The following is a 15,400-nucleotide window of genomic DNA, read 5'->3' as shown; positions in this document are numbered from 1 at the left end:
CTATTTTTGGTTGAGAGTAGAATCATGAATACAGAAAATCAAGTGCGTCAGAGCCTTCAGGATATTGAGCTAGCTATGCGAGCCATTGATCTCTGGCAAACAGTTCCGCCGCAAGCAGAAGCTTTCGAAAGCAATGAACCTTTCAGCATTGATACCATGGATGCTGAGCAGTGGTTGCAATGGGTACTTATTCCCCGGATGTATGCATTGCTGGAATCAAATGGCCCACTTCCCACCCGTTTTGCTATCACGCCCTATTTTGAAGAGGCGCTGAATGGTGATGGTCGGCCCGATTGCACCACACTGCTGGTGCACTTACAGCGTCTCGATGACCTGCTAAATAAAGAAAGTAACTAATGCTGGAAATAATCTATCAAGATGAACATATAGTTGCAGTGAATAAGCCGGCGGGTTGGCTGGTTCATCGCAGCTGGCTAGACAGTAATGAAACCGTATTTGTGATGCAAACGGTACGCGACCAAATCGGTCAACATGTCTATACCGTGCACCGTCTGGATCGTCCGACATCAGGGGTATTGTTGATGGCGCTATCCAGTGATGTTGCTCGTGCGCTCTCTTTGCAGTTTGAGCAGCACCAAATCCAGAAAACATATCATGCGGTAGTCCGTGGATATGTGCTGGAGGGGGGGGCGGTTGATTACGAAATGACCGAAGAGTTGGATAAGATTGCTGATAAATTTTCTCGCCCAGATAAGGCACCGCAGCCTTCAGTCACTCATTATCAGCCACTAGCGCAAGTGGAAGTTCCTGTTGCCATTGGCCGCTACGACACTGCGCGCTTTAGCTTAATGGAGCTGAAACCGGAAACAGGGCGTAAGCATCAGTTGCGGCGGCACATGGCGCATATTCGTCATCCAATCATTGGTGATAGCGCTCACGGTGACTTACGTCAGAATCGTGGAGTGGCACAACATTTTGATTGCTCAAGACTTATGTTGCACGCGAGCCATTTGGAACTGAATCATCCGGTGACAGGTGAAGCACTTTCGCTTACTGCACGCTGGGATGAATCCTGGCAAGGATTGATGTCACATTTTGGTTGGTCGGGCATTGCCCCTCATCTTGAAAGGGTTGAGTTTTCTGCAACCGACGGTCAGGATAGTGAATAATTTTTTCTAGTGAAAAGGGTATCTATTTTATGGCTCAAATCGGGATTTTTGTTGGCACAGTCTACGGTAACGCATTGTTAGTGGCAGAAGAGGCTGAGAATATACTGAAAGAGCAGGGCCACGACGTCAAAGTGTTCGACGAGGGTACCTTAGAGGCCTGGCAATACTATCGCCAACATTATGTTCTGGTGGTCACCTCGACCACCGGGCAGGGCGACTTTCCCGATAGCATTGCTTCGCTCTTTGTGGCGGTTCGCGATCAGGTCGGGTTCCAGCCTGAGCTACGCTATGGTGTCATTGCTCTGGGTGACAGCAGTTATGATAATTTCTGCGGCGCTGGGCGTGCATTTGATGAGTTGCTACAAGAGCAGGGTGCAACACGGATTGGTGAAAGATTAGAGATTGATGCTATTGAGCAGCCAGAGCCGGAAGCGGTTTCCGCGCTATGGGTCGAGCAGTGGGGGCATTTAATTCAATCATAAGCTGCGCTATCTGGCCTCAGATTTGCCATTAATAGGCATAATAAAACTGAGGCTACTTCTTTGCCACCTTCAATATTCCTTCTTTTCTCATAATTAACCCGTGCTTAAATGGCTCATAAATCGTCTCTGTGTAATGTTGTAGTGACTGCCAATGCAGTGACTTAACTTATATTTTTTAAGGGACACAATACAATGAATAGTCGTTTTCTTTCTACCACACCGAATAAAATGAAGGGGGGGGATTTACCTTCAGGTTATGATCAAGTCACATTTGAACTTTCAGATTGTAACTGGATTAAGGACATTATATTACCAAAGCATCCTGTGGATAAAAGCAAAGTTGTCATTCGTTCTTCAGCAACCTGGGGTGCATTCTTACATCTGCCGTTTGCGAAAATAAAAGTTGAAACCGGAAGTGAATATTTTCTTGAGTACCGCAAAGATATTAAGCAATGGAATGTAAAAGGAACAGGTATTGATTCTCTGACGCCAAACTGTGATGGTCATATTATTTCTGATAATCCTAGCTATCTTACCTACTATTCGATGGATGATTATAATCATGCACATGAAGTGACTCTGCCAACCATGGCAGAGGATGGGGCCAGGATTATTATCAGCTCAACAGCAAAATGTGATTCAAAAATTTCCGGTACCAATATATTAAGTGGGGAGATAGAAACAGTTAAGCGTGGTGAACAGTATATTTTCAGATATCAGTCTAAATGTAATGAGAGTGGCTGGGTGCTTGATGCTTCACCAATCCAACAACAGGTTTATATGAGTGATGAGGTACCTGATTCAGAAGTACTTATTAGCTATATAGATGATAGTGATGAAGTGGATGAAGTGGATGAAGTGGATGAAGTGGATGAAGTGGATGAAGTTAGCAAGGAGGTGAATCAAAGGCGAAAAGTACAGCCGGTATCTAATCCATTATCCACCACGCCAGATGAATTAGGGAGTGGTGTGCTGCCTTCAGGTTATAGCGAGGTGGAATTCACGCTTTCAGATGGGAACTGGACCAAAGATATTATATTGCCATTGCAACCTGAGGAAGGTAGTAGAGTTATTATTAAATCTTTTGCCACCTTTGATGCATACCTGCACCTGCCATTTACGAAAATAAAAATTGAAACTGGCAATAAATATTATCTTGAGTACCGTACAGATATACAGCAATGGGATATCGGGGGGGAGCTAGTTAACTCTCTGACACCAGAGAGTGTCGGTAATACTATTCCTGATAACCCCCAAGGTATTACTTACTACATGATGGAGAGTCATAACTGGGTATCTGAAATTAATCTACCGGCAACGGCCGAGGATCAGTCGATTATTATTATTCGCTCTACAGCAGAAAAGGATTCAAAAATTGCTGCAGATCATTTGTTATATGCCAGTACTAGCACGATAAAAACCGGAGATCAGTATGTTTTGAAGTATCTGCAGAAATTCAATGCCTGGGTGTTTGAATCTGTGCCAACAAGAAGAGTCGAACCTGATAGCACTTATGGACAAATACCTTACCCAACAACACAAACTACAGTGATTGATATTACTGATAGTCATTGGCTGGCCCAAATAAAATTGCCTGAGCAAGCTGGGGACCGCGATAAAATTACGTTGAAATCATCAACTGACAACATAACGATAATTGATACTGCCCACGTTGATGAGCTGGGGGTGATGAAACTCCGTAATGGTGAACAATATGACTTTTTCTATATTGCTGAAAAAGGAAAGTGGCAATTAATCAGCTCACCGGATACTATTTACCAATCGCAAGATATTATTGGCGGGAAAATCCCCAAATTATATACACCACGAACGATCATTAATGTCTCTAACGATCATGAAAAGCTAGAATTATGGTTGCCGACAAATCAGGTATCAGGCAGTCGGATTATTATTAACAGTGATGCGGGACGAGATATTGAAGTCTCAGCAGATGAGACTAAGTATAAAGTCTTTCAGAATGAGACTGTGGCATTTAAAGTGGATGAGCAAGGGCTTTGGCAGCGCGAAACTCTGACTATTGATCTGTTGTTACTTTATAGCGATAAAGCCGCAGACAAGGTTGGTGAAGATGTAATACGAGGTGAGTTGATTAGGGATCTTAATAGGACTAATGAGGCACTGGAAAACTCAGGGGCCAACTTTCGCTATCGTATGGTGGACTTACAGAAAATTGAGGCGAAACCGCATTGGCGTGAGTTGGGTGATCCCCTTAATGATTTACGCGAGGATACTATTGTGCAGCAGTTGAGGGATACGTTAAAAGCCGATGGTATCTATTATAAAGGTACTGAAGATGGCTGTGGGTTAGCATGGGTGGGCGGAGGAGGAGATTATATGGTGGCGACAGGTTCAACAAATTGTGGAGAGGACGTTATGCGGCATGAACTGGGACATAATATGGGCCTGCACCATTATAAAAGTGATAGTTCATATAATGCAGGTTACGGACTGCTAGCAACTGTTATGGGGGGTAATGATATTCCTTATTACTCCACGCCAAATCGCTATACCGCAGATTACGGCATACCTTTGGGGATAGTGGATAAGCATGATGCGGTGCGGGCGATGAATGAGGTCTCTGCGAAAGTCGCCGCTTACCGTTAAATGGCACATCACGATCAATAGATTTGAAATTTGAATTAGGGCTGAAATAAGCCCGTATTGTGGCGTTATGTTGCGCCACAATACGTACCAGGCTTAATATCTACTGTTCGAGTTTAGCTGCTGCTCTATTTAGCGGCCGCTGGTTAATTTTTCCAGGTCAGATTCAATTTCAGAAATCTTATTGGCGACCACACTCTCTAAATGACGCAGGTCATCCAGAATTTTACGTTTTAAATCAACTTCAATCTGATCGCGTTTGCACAGTTGATCTAACTCATCAATGACATAACGTAGATTGGGGTTGATTTCATTGATCTCTTTGTAACCATGACCCGCATTATCCGCCACCACTGTTTTGCGTTGGCGCGGATATTTGAATTTCACACTCTTAGCAAAAAACTCGCCTTTATCTTTGCGGAAATAAATTTTCAGAATGTCGTTATTGGCCTCCTGACGCAGGCTATAGCGATCGACATCTTCTGGTTGTGTGATTCCTAAGCTTTTCAGATTGTCATACATAGCGCCACCTTTTTGGTCTTATATTCCACAGTTTTCTATTATGACGGTAAATTCCGCCAAAATATGTGATTGCAGGCGATAACTGCTTTATCAGGCAAAAAAAGCGGGTGGTTAGCCCGCGAGTTTCAATATTAGTCGATAGTGCGTAATAACTCATTAATGCCGACTTTTCCGCGCGTTTTGGCATCAACCTTCTTCACGATAACCGCACAGTACAGACTATAGCTGCCGTCTTTTGATGGCAGGTTACCTGAAACGACAACAGATCCCGCCGGCACGCGGCCATAATGAATTTCACCAGTTTCGCGATCGTAAATGCGGGTGCTTTGACCGATAAATACGCCCATTGAGATAACAGAACCCTCTTCGACGATCACCCCTTCAACCACTTCTGAACGTGCGCCCACAAAGCAGTTGTCTTCGATAATCGTTGGGTTAGCTTGCAGCGGTTCCAGTACGCCGCCAATGCCCACACCACCGGACAAATGGACGTTCTTACCAATTTGCGCGCAAGAGCCGACAGTCGCCCATGTGTCGACCATGGTGCCTTCATCAACGAAAGCGCCAATATTCACATAAGAGGGCATCAGCACGGTATTACGGGCAATAAAGGCACCTTTACGCACGGTTGCGGGAGGCACGACACGGAAGCCTTCACGTTGGAAACGTGCTTCGTCATAACCGGCGAATTTCATCGGCACTTTATCGTAGTAACGGGTTTCTGCGCCTTCCATGACCTGGTTGTCATTGATGCGGAAAGAGAGCAGCACCGCTTTCTTCAGCCATTGGTGAGTGACCCACTGACCATCAATCTTTTCTGCCACACGCAGTGCGCCGGTATCCAGCAGATCAATCACGTGATTAATGGCTTCGCGCGTGACAGTGTCTACGTTAGCCGGAGTAATGTCTGCACGGCGCTCGAAGGCGGTTTCAATAACGTTCTGTAGTTGCTGCATCCTGTTCTCTTCCCTAACATTAAGAAGTTGTAAGTAAATTAATCGCTAAAAAGATATTTGTATCACAGTTTATCGTTCGGATTGAGGGTATCTGTCAACCGTTGTGCTAATTCGCGGCGTGTTTCAACACTCAAGGCGCGGCGATCTTTATCCGCTAACACAAATAAATCCTCCACCCGTTCGCCGATCGTCGTGATACGTGCGCTATGTAGCGATAATCCTAAATCTGCAAAGATCTCGCCAACGCGCGCCAGTAAGCCCGGCTGATCCAGCGCAATTAGCTCAAGATAAGTCCGGCGCTCATTGTGAGTCGGCAAAAAGTTAGTTTCAGTCGGCACACTGAAATGGCGCAGTTTGGGTGATAACCGCCTGACACGCGGATGTTGGTAATTCGGTTGGGTCATGGCCTGTTCCAAGGCATGACTGATGATGGGATGCCGATCTTGTGCCAGCGGGCTGCCATCCGGCTCCAGCACCACAAAGGTATCCATCGCCATCCCATCGCGGTTGGTGAAAATTTGCGCGTCATGGACACTCAGATTGCGGCGATCCAACTCACCGACAACCGCGGCAAATAGCGATGGGCGGTCAGGGCTCCAGATGAAGATTTCGGTGCCGCCACGGGTTGCCTGATGGCTAACCAACACCAATGGCTTGGTTGAATCATGCGCCAGTAAATGGCGGGCGTGCCAGGCCAATTGATTGGGTGAATGGCGCAGGAAATAATCTGCCCGGCAGCGGCTCCAGATGCGATGTAACGCTTCTTCATCAATATTATCCATCCGCAGCAGTGCCAGGGCCTGTAGCCGATGGTGGCGGACGCGATCGCGCAAATCTGGGCTATTTTGCATACCACGGCGTAGCTGTTTCTCGGTCGCAAAATAGAGTTCGCGTAACAGGCTCTGTTTCCAGCTATTCCACAGCGTTTCATTGGTGGCGCAAATATCGGCCACGGTTAGGCTGACTAAATAGCGCAAGCGGGTTTCGCTTTGCACTTCGGCGGAGAATTGCTGAATCACATCCGTGTCCTGAATGTCCCGGCGTTGAGCGGTTACTGACATCAATAAATGACAGCGGACTAACCAGGCAACTAACTGCGCCTCCCGTGAGTTAAGCCCATGCTGCTCAGCAAATTCCAGCACATCGTGAGCGCCCAGTATTGAATGGTCACCACCACGACCTTTGGCAATATCGTGGAATAGCGCCGCGAGCAGCAGTAATTCAGGCTGAGGCAGGCGCGGATAAAGCTCTACACACAAAGGATGCTGTGGCCGTGTCTTTTCATCGGCGAAACTTTCGAGCTTAAGTAGCACCCGGATCGTGTGCTCATCAACGGTATAAGCATGAAACAGGTCAAACTGCATCTGGCCGACGATACTGCCCCATTGCGGCATATAGGCCCACAGCACGCTGTGGCGGTGCATCGGCAGTAGTGCGCGGGAGACCGCACCGGGATGGCGCAAGATAGCCATAAACAGCTTACGGGCTTCAGGAATGTGGCATAGCGGCTGCTTTAGATGCCGGCGCGCATGACGCAAGCGGCGCACCGTAGTGGAGTAAATACCTTTGATCTCCTGATTGCGGACCATCAGGTAAAACATGCGCATAATCGCTTCGGGCTGCTGTACAAAGAGATTCTCATCACGTAGATCAATGAGATCCCCGCGCAACTGAAATTCATCATCCAGCGGGCGCGGCTTTTCATTGGTATCCAGCGCCAGTATGGCTTCATCAAACAGCTGCAACAGCATATTGTTCAGTTCGCTGACCCGGCGTGTCATACGATAAAAATCCTTCATCATATGCTCGACCGGTTCATTGCCTTCGCCCTGATATTGCAAAAGTTGGGCCACACTCAGTTGGCGGTCAAACAGCAGGCGGTTATCGTAACGGGTCAATACCAGATGCAGCGCAAAACGGATACGCCATAAAAAACTTTGACTTTCAATCAGTTCGTTGCGCTCAGCTTTGGTCAGAAAACCGAAATCAACCATCTCACTTAATGAGGTGGCACCAAAATGACGACGCGCTACCCAGAGTAGGGTATGGATATCCCTTAATCCGCCGGGGCTGCTTTTGATGTCTGGCTCAAGGTTGTAGCTGGTGCCGTGGTAGCGCTTATGCCGCTCTTGCTGCTCGGCAACTTTGGCATGGAAAAATTGGGGTGAAGGCCAGAATCCGTCGCTAAAAATGTGTTTTTGCATCTGTAAGAACAGGGCCACATCGCCACAAATCAAGCGAGATTCAATCATATTGGTGGCGACGGTGAGATCGGCTAGCCCTTCCAGCAAGCACTCCTCCAGCGTCCGCACACTATGGCCGACTTCCAGCTTCAGATCCCACAACAGTGTGATCAACTGGCCGATCTGCTGAGCATGTTCATCATTCAGGCGCTGTTTGCTTAGGACCAGCACATCAATGTCTGACAGGGGATGTAGTTCGCCACGACCATAGCCACCGACGGCGACCAGCGCGGTTTCTGGCACTTCATCAAAGCCATAAAATGTCCAGAGTCGCCGTAACAGACCATCAATGTAATCACTGCGCGCAGCAATGAGTATCTCGGCACTTATTCCGCCGTTGAATGCTTCAGCCAGCCAGAATTGAAATGCCTCAAGCCGTTGCTTGAGTATCGGGCAGTTAAGCTCGCCATCAAGATAGGTGCTGGGTAATGGGGGCTGCTCAGGAATAGTCAGCGTGAGTGCGCGTGATTCAGAGTGCTCGGTATGATTTTCAGACATATGTTTACCCGATGAATATTTATCCGATGAATATATATCGGATAAAAAACGCAGCCCATAAAAAAGCCGGCGGGTGCCGGCTTGTCGTTATTACTCGTGCGTTATGATGTTGGGGATGGTGTCATCCTTGCGCAACGTCATTATTTCGCAGCCGTTATCCGTTACCACAATAGTATGCTCATACTGTGCCGACAAGCTGCGATCTTTAGTTTTTACTGTCCAACCATCTTTCATGGTGCGAATGCGGTAATCCCCTGCATTGACCATGGGTTCAATGGTGAACGCCATACCCGGTTGCAAAACGACGCCGCCGTCATCTGCATCGTAGTGCAGCACTTGTGGCTCTTCATGGAAACCTTCGCCAATGCCGTGACCACAATATTCACGTACCACCGAGAAGTTTTCCGCTTCCACAAACTTCTGGATCTCCTTACCCAGCGTACGCAGACGGATACCCGGTTTGACCATGTTGATGGCCAGATACAGACTCTCTTGTGTCACGCGGCACAACCGCTCACCCAAAATGGTCGGTTTGCCGACAATGAACATTTTTGAGGTATCGCCATGGAAGCCATCTTTAATCACGGTAACGTCGATATTCACGATATCGCCATCTTTCAGGACTTTTTCATCACTGGGGATACCGTGGCAAATGACCTCATTCACCGAGATACAGACAGATTTCGGAAAGCCGTGATAGCCCAAACATGCAGAAATCGCCTGCTGGTGGTTGGTGATATGGTCGTGACAAATGCGGTCGAGTTCGCCGGTGGTTACCCCTGGTTTGACGTGAGGCTCAATAATCTCCAGCACTTCAGCAGCCAGGCGGCCAGCAACGCGCATTTTTTGAATATCTTCAGGTGTTTTGATTGAGATTGCCATGCAAAAGTGTCCGTAGGGGCTGTGAATATCAGCCGCCATTATTAATATGACCTTCATACTTGAGGTGCAGGGGCGAACTTGCTACCGAGCTGGCACGCCAAATGTTCAGGGCATAGATGCAGAAAAAAACAGGTGAATGTCGATTAATAAAAAATCTGTCGCTAATGTTACCAGCCCTGCAATTTGCTGCCAAACTTTCGTTTGCAGTCGCGGCACAAGATGCAACAAAAGTTGGCGTGTTGTGGCTGTTTATGGTATAAAGCGCGCCGGCGAACCGTACTGTGTTTCTGGGCATGTTCTAGTCACGAATACGTTGTTTAGCTGAGTAATACCAATCGCACTCATATGTGTAAATAACACACACGTGTCGACACATACGCCGGGGTGCCCTAAAGTTTTTGATTAATATCAATCGCTTATGGGGTCGGCGTTATGGGACACGTGGAGGCATAACCCCAACTGATACTATAGAGGTTTTAATCATGGCAACTGTTTCCATGCGCGACATGCTCCAGGCCGGTGTTCACTTCGGTCACCAGACCCGTTACTGGAACCCGAAAATGAAGCCTTTCATCTTCGGCGCACGTAACAAAGTTCACATCATCAACCTGGAAAAGACCGTACCACTGTTCAACGAAGCTCTGGCTGAATTGAAAAAGATCTCTTCCCGTAAAGGTAAGATCTTGTTCGTTGGTACTAAACGCGCAGCAAGCGAAGCGGTAAAAGAAGCTGCCAACAACTGCGACCAGTTCTTCGTGAACCATCGCTGGTTGGGCGGGATGCTGACTAACTGGAAAACAGTTCGTCAGTCCATCAAACGTTTGAAAGATTTGGAAATCCAGTCTCAAGACGGCACCTTTGACAAGCTGACCAAAAAAGAAGCGCTGATGCGTACTCGTGAGCTGAACAAGCTGGAAAACAGCCTGGGCGGTATCAAAGACATGGGCGGTTTACCAGACGCTCTGTTTGTTGTTGATGCTGATCACGAACACATCGCTATCAAAGAAGCTAACAACCTGGGTATCCCGGTATTCTCTATCGTTGATACTAACTCCGATCCAGATGGCGTTGACTTCATCATCCCAGGTAACGACGATGCAATCCGTGCAGTTAAACTGTACCTGAGCGCTGTTGCTACTGCCGTCAATGAAGGTCGTTCTCAAGATCTGGCCGTTCAAGCGGAAGAAAGCTTCGTAGAAGCTGAATAATAAGTCAGGCTCTCAGGAGCCCTTATTAACCAGGTATTGAAATATGTTGGTTAGGGGGGCCTTTTATAGGCCCCCTTTGCGTATCTAATGTGAGATCTTCTCTTCACAAGAGAACCGAGGAAATTTAAATGGTTGCTATTACCGCTGCTTTGGTAAAAGAACTGCGTGAGCGTACTGCCGCAGGCATGATGGAATGTAAAAAGGCGTTGGTTGAAGCTAACGGCGACATCGAGCTTGCCATCGACAATATGCGTAAATCTGGTCAGGCTAAAGCTGCCAAGAAAGCAGGTCGTATCGCTGCTGAAGGCATCATTCTGGCTAAAGTTTCAGCCGACGGTAAATACGGTGTGATTCTGGAACTGAACTGCGAAACTGACTTCGTTGCTAAAGATGCTGGCTTCAAAGCATTTGGTGAAGAAGTTATCAATGCAGCTCTGGCTGACAAAATCGCTGATATCGACGCTCTGAAAGCTAAGTTCGAAGAACAACGTGCAAACCTGGTGGCTAAAATCGGTGAGAATATCAATATTCGCCGTATTGCTGCGCTGGAAGGCGACGTTCTGGGGACTTATCTACATGGCGCACGTATCGGCGTTATGGTTGCTGCAACTGGCGCTGATGAAGAGCTGGTTAAGCACATTGCTATGCACATTGCTGCAAGCAAACCTGAATATGTTAAGCCAGATGATGTTCCTGCTGAAGTTGTTGCTCGTGAGCACCAAATCCAGTTGGACATTGCTATCGAATCCGGCAAGCCACGTGAAATTGCTGAGAAGATGGTTGAAGGCCGTATGCGTAAGTTCACCGGCGAAGTTTCTCTGACTGGTCAGAACTTCGTTATGGACCCAAGCAAAACTGTTGGCGATTTGTTGAAAGAGAACAAAGCTGACGTTGTAAACTTCATCCGCTTCGAAGTGGGCGAAGGCATCGAGAAAGCTGAGACTGACTTTGCTGCTGAAGTTGCAGCAATGAGCAAACAGTCTTAATGCTAAAAATGGGCCGCCAATAGGCGGTTCCATTTTATTCACTCCCCAATATTTTTACTGCTGCTTAGGACAGAACACCATGGCAACCAATGCAAAACCCGTATATCAGCGTATCCTGCTTAAGCTTAGTGGTGAAGCCCTGCAAGGCGCAGAAGGTTTTGGTATCGACGCAAGCGTTTTGGATCGCATGGCTCAAGAAGTTAAAGAGCTGGTCGAATTGGGCATTCAGGTCGGTGTGGTCATTGGCGGTGGTAACTTATTCCGCGGTGCCGGTTTAGCACAGGCAGGGATGAACCGCGTCGTGGGCGACCACATGGGAATGCTGGCTACCGTAATGAACGGCCTGGCAATGCGAGATGCACTGCACCGTGCCTATGTGAACGCCCGCCTGATGTCAGCTATTCCATTGAATGGTGTGTGTGATAATTACAGCTGGGCTGAAGCTATCAGCTTGCTGCGCCACAACCGCGTGGTGATTTTTGCCGCCGGTACGGGCAACCCCTTCTTCACCACTGACTCTGCTGCGTGTCTGCGCGGTATTGAAATCGAAGCTGATGTTGTGTTGAAAGCCACCAAAGTCGATGGGGTTTACTCCGCAGATCCGGTGAAAAATCCTGACGCGACGCTGTATGAACAGCTAACCTATCAGGACGTTTTAGAACGCGAACTAAAAGTTATGGATCTGGCTGCCTTTACTCTGGCTCGTGACCATAATCTGCCAATTCGCGTTTTCAACATGAATAAGCCAGGCGCTCTGCGTCGCGTGGTGATGGGTGAGAATGAAGGGACGTTGATCACTAAAGAAGTGACCTCGATCGCTAAATAAGCGGCTACCGTCCTGTCAGGGGTATCTCAATTGAAGATTTGCCCCTCTAGCCAGCAACTGTTGGTTTGTATATTCACCGGCTATACTGAAGCTATGGCCTGCCAAGTAACCAGTTTTCAAGGGTTAACAACGTGATTAACGAAATTAGAAAAGATACTGAAGTGCGCATGGAAAAATGCTTAGAAGCTTTCCAAAACCATATCAGTAAGATCCGTACCGGCCGTGCTTCTCCAAGTATTCTTGATGGCATACAGGTTGAGTATTATGGCACTGCTACGCCACTGCGCCAGTTGGCTAACATCGTTGTTGAAGACTCCCGTACTTTGGCTTTGACTGTTTTTGACCGCAGCCTGAGTGCAGCAGTTGAGAAAGCGATCATGACCTCTGATTTGGGCCTGAACCCCTCTTCTGCTGGCACCGTTATTCGTGTTCCACTGCCAGCATTGACTGAAGAGCGCCGTAAAGACCTGATCAAAGTTGTTCGTGCAGAAGCAGAGCAGGGCCGTGTTTCTATTCGTAACGTGCGCCGTGATGCTAACGAAAAAGTGAAAGCTTTGTTGAAAGATAAAGAGATCAGTGAAGACGAAGATCGCCGTTCTCAAGATGAAGTACAAAAGCTGACTGATGCCTTTATCAAGAAAGTTGATGCTGCATTGGCTGCGAAAGAAGCCGAGCTAATGGATTTCTAATCCTCATTCATAATTGCAAAGCGCCGCTTAGGTGGCGCTCTGCTTTCGGCCAATCTGTTATGAGCCATAAAGCGCCATAAAAGTGGGCTTGAGGATCTTAATAATACCGCCTGTCATACAGATGGTTAACGCCTCGCCTATCATAAAAACAGTTATTCAGAGCACTCTCATGAAGCAACTGACTATTCTTGGTTCTACCGGTTCCATCGGCAACAGCACCTTGGGTGTTGTGCGCGCTAATCCTGAATTATTCAAAGTCACTGCGTTGGTTGCAGGCCGCAATGTCGAGCAGATGGCTCAGCAATGTCTTGAATTCGCTCCCCGCTACGCTGCAATGTCCGATGAGATATCGGCTAAAGAATTGCGCCTGCTATTGGCTGAAAAGGGTTCAAAAACCGAAGTATACTCTGGCGAAAAAGCTGCCTGTGAACTGGCGGCGTTAGATGATGTTGATCAGGTGATGGCGGCGATTGTCGGTGTTGCCGGATTATCTTCTACACTGGCGGCGATCCGTGCGGGTAAACAGGTATTACTGGCTAACAAAGAGTCACTGATTACCTGCGGCAAGCTGTTCATGGATGAAGTTAAGAACAGTAAAGCGCAACTGCTGCCAATTGACAGCGAGCATAATGCTATTTTTCAGAGTTTACCTGAAAAAATTCAGCGCCAATTAGGCTACTCTTCATTGAGTGAGAATGGCGTTTCTAGCATCATCTTGACTGGCTCTGGCGGTCCATTGCGTGAAACCCCTTTATCGCAATTCGCGGATGTCACGCCAGATCAAGCTTGTGCTCATCCAAACTGGTCTATGGGGCGTAAAATTTCTGTCGATTCTGCGACAATGATGAATAAAGGGTTGGAGTATATTGAAGCCCGTTGGTTATTTAATGCCAGCGCAGAACAAATTGAGGTAATTTTACATCCTCAATCCGTCATTCACTCGATGGTGCGCTATCATGATGGCAGCGTGCTGGCACAGATGGGAACACCTGACATGCGTACACCTATTGCGCATGCTATGGCCTACCCAATGCGGGTTAACTCTGGTGTAACACCACTGGATTTCTGCAAGATACGTGAACTGACCTTTGCCACACCGGATTATCAACGTTATCCGTGCCTGAAATTGGCGATTGACGCATGTAATGCAGGGCAGGCTGCAACGACAGCGCTGAATGCGGCAAACGAAGTCTCTGTCATGGCATTTTTAGATTCACAGATTCGTTTCACTGATATTGCAGCAATTAATAGAGTGGTTGTGGAGTCTTTATCGTTACCAGAACCTAGCTGTGTGGATGAGGTGCTGGTGATTGATCGTAAAGCCCGTAATGCAGCTGCGAAAGCAATCGCAAAATTGAATAATTCAGAGCTACTGCCTGATTTGGGAATTTGTTAGGGCAAGGCTGAGGTGGTATAGTCTGCACCATCGATGGAGAGATAGACTGTTGATTAGTGGCCCAATAGGTATTTAAACCGTCTATTTTGGCTGTCACTTAAGAAGCCGTGACTTGGTACACGGCTTTTTTTGTGCGCTTACTGCCTAATGTTCGGGACGAACAATTGGTTTGATTGAGGAAATGAGTTCGCATTATGCCGTCTGTAAATGAAGATAGGGCTAACTTGTCCCCCCTGATGCCACGCCATGTCGCTATCATTATGGATGGTAATGGGCGCTGGGCTAAAAATCAGGGTAAATTAAGGGTTTTCGGTCATAAAGCGGGAGTGAAGTCAGTTCGCCGGGCAGTTAGTTTTGCGGCTACTCATCATTTGGATGCGCTCACGCTTTATGCTTTCAGTAGTGAAAACTGGAACCGCCCTGCTCAGGAAGTCACCGCCCTGATGGAGCTTTTTGTTCGTGCGCTGGACAGCGAAGTAAAAAGCCTGCATAAACATAATGTTCGTTTATCGGTTATTGGTGATATCAGTCGATTTAGCGAACGTTTGCAACAACGGATCCGTCGCTCAGAAGTGCTAACAGCAAATAATGACGGTCTGAAACTTAACATTGCTGCCAATTATGGTGGGCGTTGGGATATTATTCAGGGTGTGCGCCATTTAGCTGAACAAGTACAGCAAGGGGAGCTGCAACCCACAGATATCAATGAAGAATCGCTAAACTCGCATATCTGCCTGCATGAGCAATCTGAGGTGGATTTAGTGATCAGAACCGGTGGTGAACATCGCATCAGTAATTTCTTGTTGTGGCAAATTGCCTATGCTGAACTTTACTTTACTGATGTACTCTGGCCTGATTTTGATGAACATGTCTTTGAAGGTGCGCTGAATGCATTTGCACAACGCGAGCGTCGCTTCGGGGGAACTACACCTATCGATGCCACTGCATCCTAGGGGGAAC

The 15,400-nt window shown here is 47.4% G+C and carries 15 protein-coding genes; 11 read left to right on the top strand and 4 right to left on the bottom strand.

Features of this window, described 5'->3' with window-relative positions:
* Positions 1-24 precede the first annotated feature (24 nt).
* The 4 genes from AACW11_RS09730 to AACW11_RS09715 all read left to right on the top strand — a co-directional run bounded on the left by AACW11_RS09730 (position 25) and on the right by AACW11_RS09715 (position 4,237).
* Positions 25-357 (top strand): YqcC family protein, encoded by a 333-nt coding sequence (locus AACW11_RS09730; RefSeq protein ID WP_212586627.1) that lies wholly within the window; start codon positions 25-27, stop codon positions 355-357.
* Entirely contained in the window at positions 357-1,130 is a 774-nt protein-coding gene (truC, locus tag AACW11_RS09725; protein WP_212586626.1) for a tRNA pseudouridine(65) synthase TruC, read from the top strand. Before AACW11_RS09730 ends, truC begins: the two co-directional genes overlap by 1 nt.
* A 29-nt stretch (positions 1,131-1,159) precedes the next feature.
* A complete protein-coding gene (locus AACW11_RS09720; RefSeq protein ID WP_212586625.1) occupies positions 1,160-1,612 on the top strand; it encodes a flavodoxin in 453 nt (150 codons plus the stop codon).
* Positions 1,613-1,804: 192 nt separating this feature from the next.
* The gene (locus tag AACW11_RS09715; RefSeq protein WP_212586624.1) at positions 1,805-4,237 is read left to right on the top strand and encodes a reprolysin-like metallopeptidase; all 2,433 of its coding nucleotides are present in this window, start codon (positions 1,805-1,807) and stop codon (positions 4,235-4,237) included.
* A gap of 129 nt (positions 4,238-4,366) precedes the next feature.
* Here AACW11_RS09715 and AACW11_RS09710 read toward each other — a convergent pair whose 3' ends face one another.
* The 4 genes from AACW11_RS09710 to map form a co-directional block, all read right to left on the bottom strand.
* A complete protein-coding gene (locus AACW11_RS09710) occupies positions 4,367-4,756 on the bottom strand; it encodes a DUF3461 family protein (protein ID WP_005276087.1) in 390 nt (129 codons plus the stop codon).
* 131 nt (positions 4,757-4,887) lie between these two features.
* The gene (gene dapD / locus AACW11_RS09705) at positions 4,888-5,712 is read right to left on the bottom strand and encodes a 2,3,4,5-tetrahydropyridine-2,6-dicarboxylate N-succinyltransferase (RefSeq protein ID WP_004391708.1); all 825 of its coding nucleotides are present in this window, start codon (positions 5,710-5,712) and stop codon (positions 4,888-4,890) included.
* A gap of 62 nt (positions 5,713-5,774) precedes the next feature.
* A complete protein-coding gene (glnD, locus tag AACW11_RS09700; protein WP_212586623.1) occupies positions 5,775-8,453 on the bottom strand; it encodes a bifunctional uridylyltransferase/uridylyl-removing protein GlnD in 2,679 nt (892 codons plus the stop codon).
* Positions 8,454-8,543: 90 nt separating this feature from the next.
* A complete protein-coding gene (gene map, locus AACW11_RS09695; RefSeq protein ID WP_212586622.1) occupies positions 8,544-9,335 on the bottom strand; it encodes a type I methionyl aminopeptidase in 792 nt (263 codons plus the stop codon).
* Positions 9,336-9,451: 116 nt separating this feature from the next.
* Between map and AACW11_RS09690 the strand changes: the two genes are divergently transcribed.
* The 7 genes from AACW11_RS09690 (at position 9,452) to ispU (ending at position 15,393) form a co-directional block, all read left to right on the top strand.
* Positions 9,452-9,595, top strand: coding sequence for a hypothetical protein (locus AACW11_RS09690; protein ID WP_212586621.1), 144 nt, complete (start codon positions 9,452-9,454; stop codon positions 9,593-9,595).
* 222 nt (positions 9,596-9,817) lie between these two features.
* Entirely contained in the window at positions 9,818-10,543 is a 726-nt protein-coding gene (rpsB, locus tag AACW11_RS09685; RefSeq protein WP_004706703.1) for a 30S ribosomal protein S2, read from the top strand.
* A 128-nt stretch (positions 10,544-10,671) separates the two neighbouring features.
* Positions 10,672-11,529 carry a translation elongation factor Ts gene (gene tsf, locus AACW11_RS09680; protein WP_212586620.1) on the top strand — a complete coding sequence of 286 codons (858 nt, stop codon included), beginning with the start codon at positions 10,672-10,674 and terminating at the stop codon, positions 11,527-11,529.
* 79 nt (positions 11,530-11,608) lie between these two features.
* Complete coding sequence (pyrH, locus tag AACW11_RS09675; protein WP_005185746.1) at positions 11,609-12,355, top strand: UMP kinase; 747 nt, start codon at positions 11,609-11,611, stop codon at positions 12,353-12,355.
* Positions 12,356-12,486: 131 nt separating this feature from the next.
* Positions 12,487-13,044, top strand: coding sequence for a ribosome recycling factor (gene frr / locus AACW11_RS09670; RefSeq protein ID WP_004874494.1), 558 nt, complete (start codon positions 12,487-12,489; stop codon positions 13,042-13,044).
* A 169-nt stretch (positions 13,045-13,213) separates the two neighbouring features.
* Positions 13,214-14,440: a 1-deoxy-D-xylulose-5-phosphate reductoisomerase gene (gene ispC, locus AACW11_RS09665; protein WP_212586619.1), complete on the top strand. Its 1,227-nt coding sequence runs from the start codon at positions 13,214-13,216 to the stop codon at positions 14,438-14,440.
* A 194-nt stretch (positions 14,441-14,634) separates the two neighbouring features.
* The gene (gene ispU / locus AACW11_RS09660; RefSeq protein WP_212586618.1) at positions 14,635-15,393 is read left to right on the top strand and encodes a (2E,6E)-farnesyl-diphosphate-specific ditrans,polycis-undecaprenyl-diphosphate synthase; all 759 of its coding nucleotides are present in this window, start codon (positions 14,635-14,637) and stop codon (positions 15,391-15,393) included.
* Positions 15,394-15,400 lie beyond the last annotated feature (7 nt).

Source organism: Yersinia sp. Marseille-Q3913 (assembly GCF_963892745.1).
Lineage (GTDB): Bacteria > Pseudomonadota > Gammaproteobacteria > Enterobacterales > Enterobacteriaceae > Yersinia > Yersinia bercovieri.
Note: the sequence above shows the minus strand (reverse complement) of the source record. Positions and strands in the feature narration are given on the sequence as shown.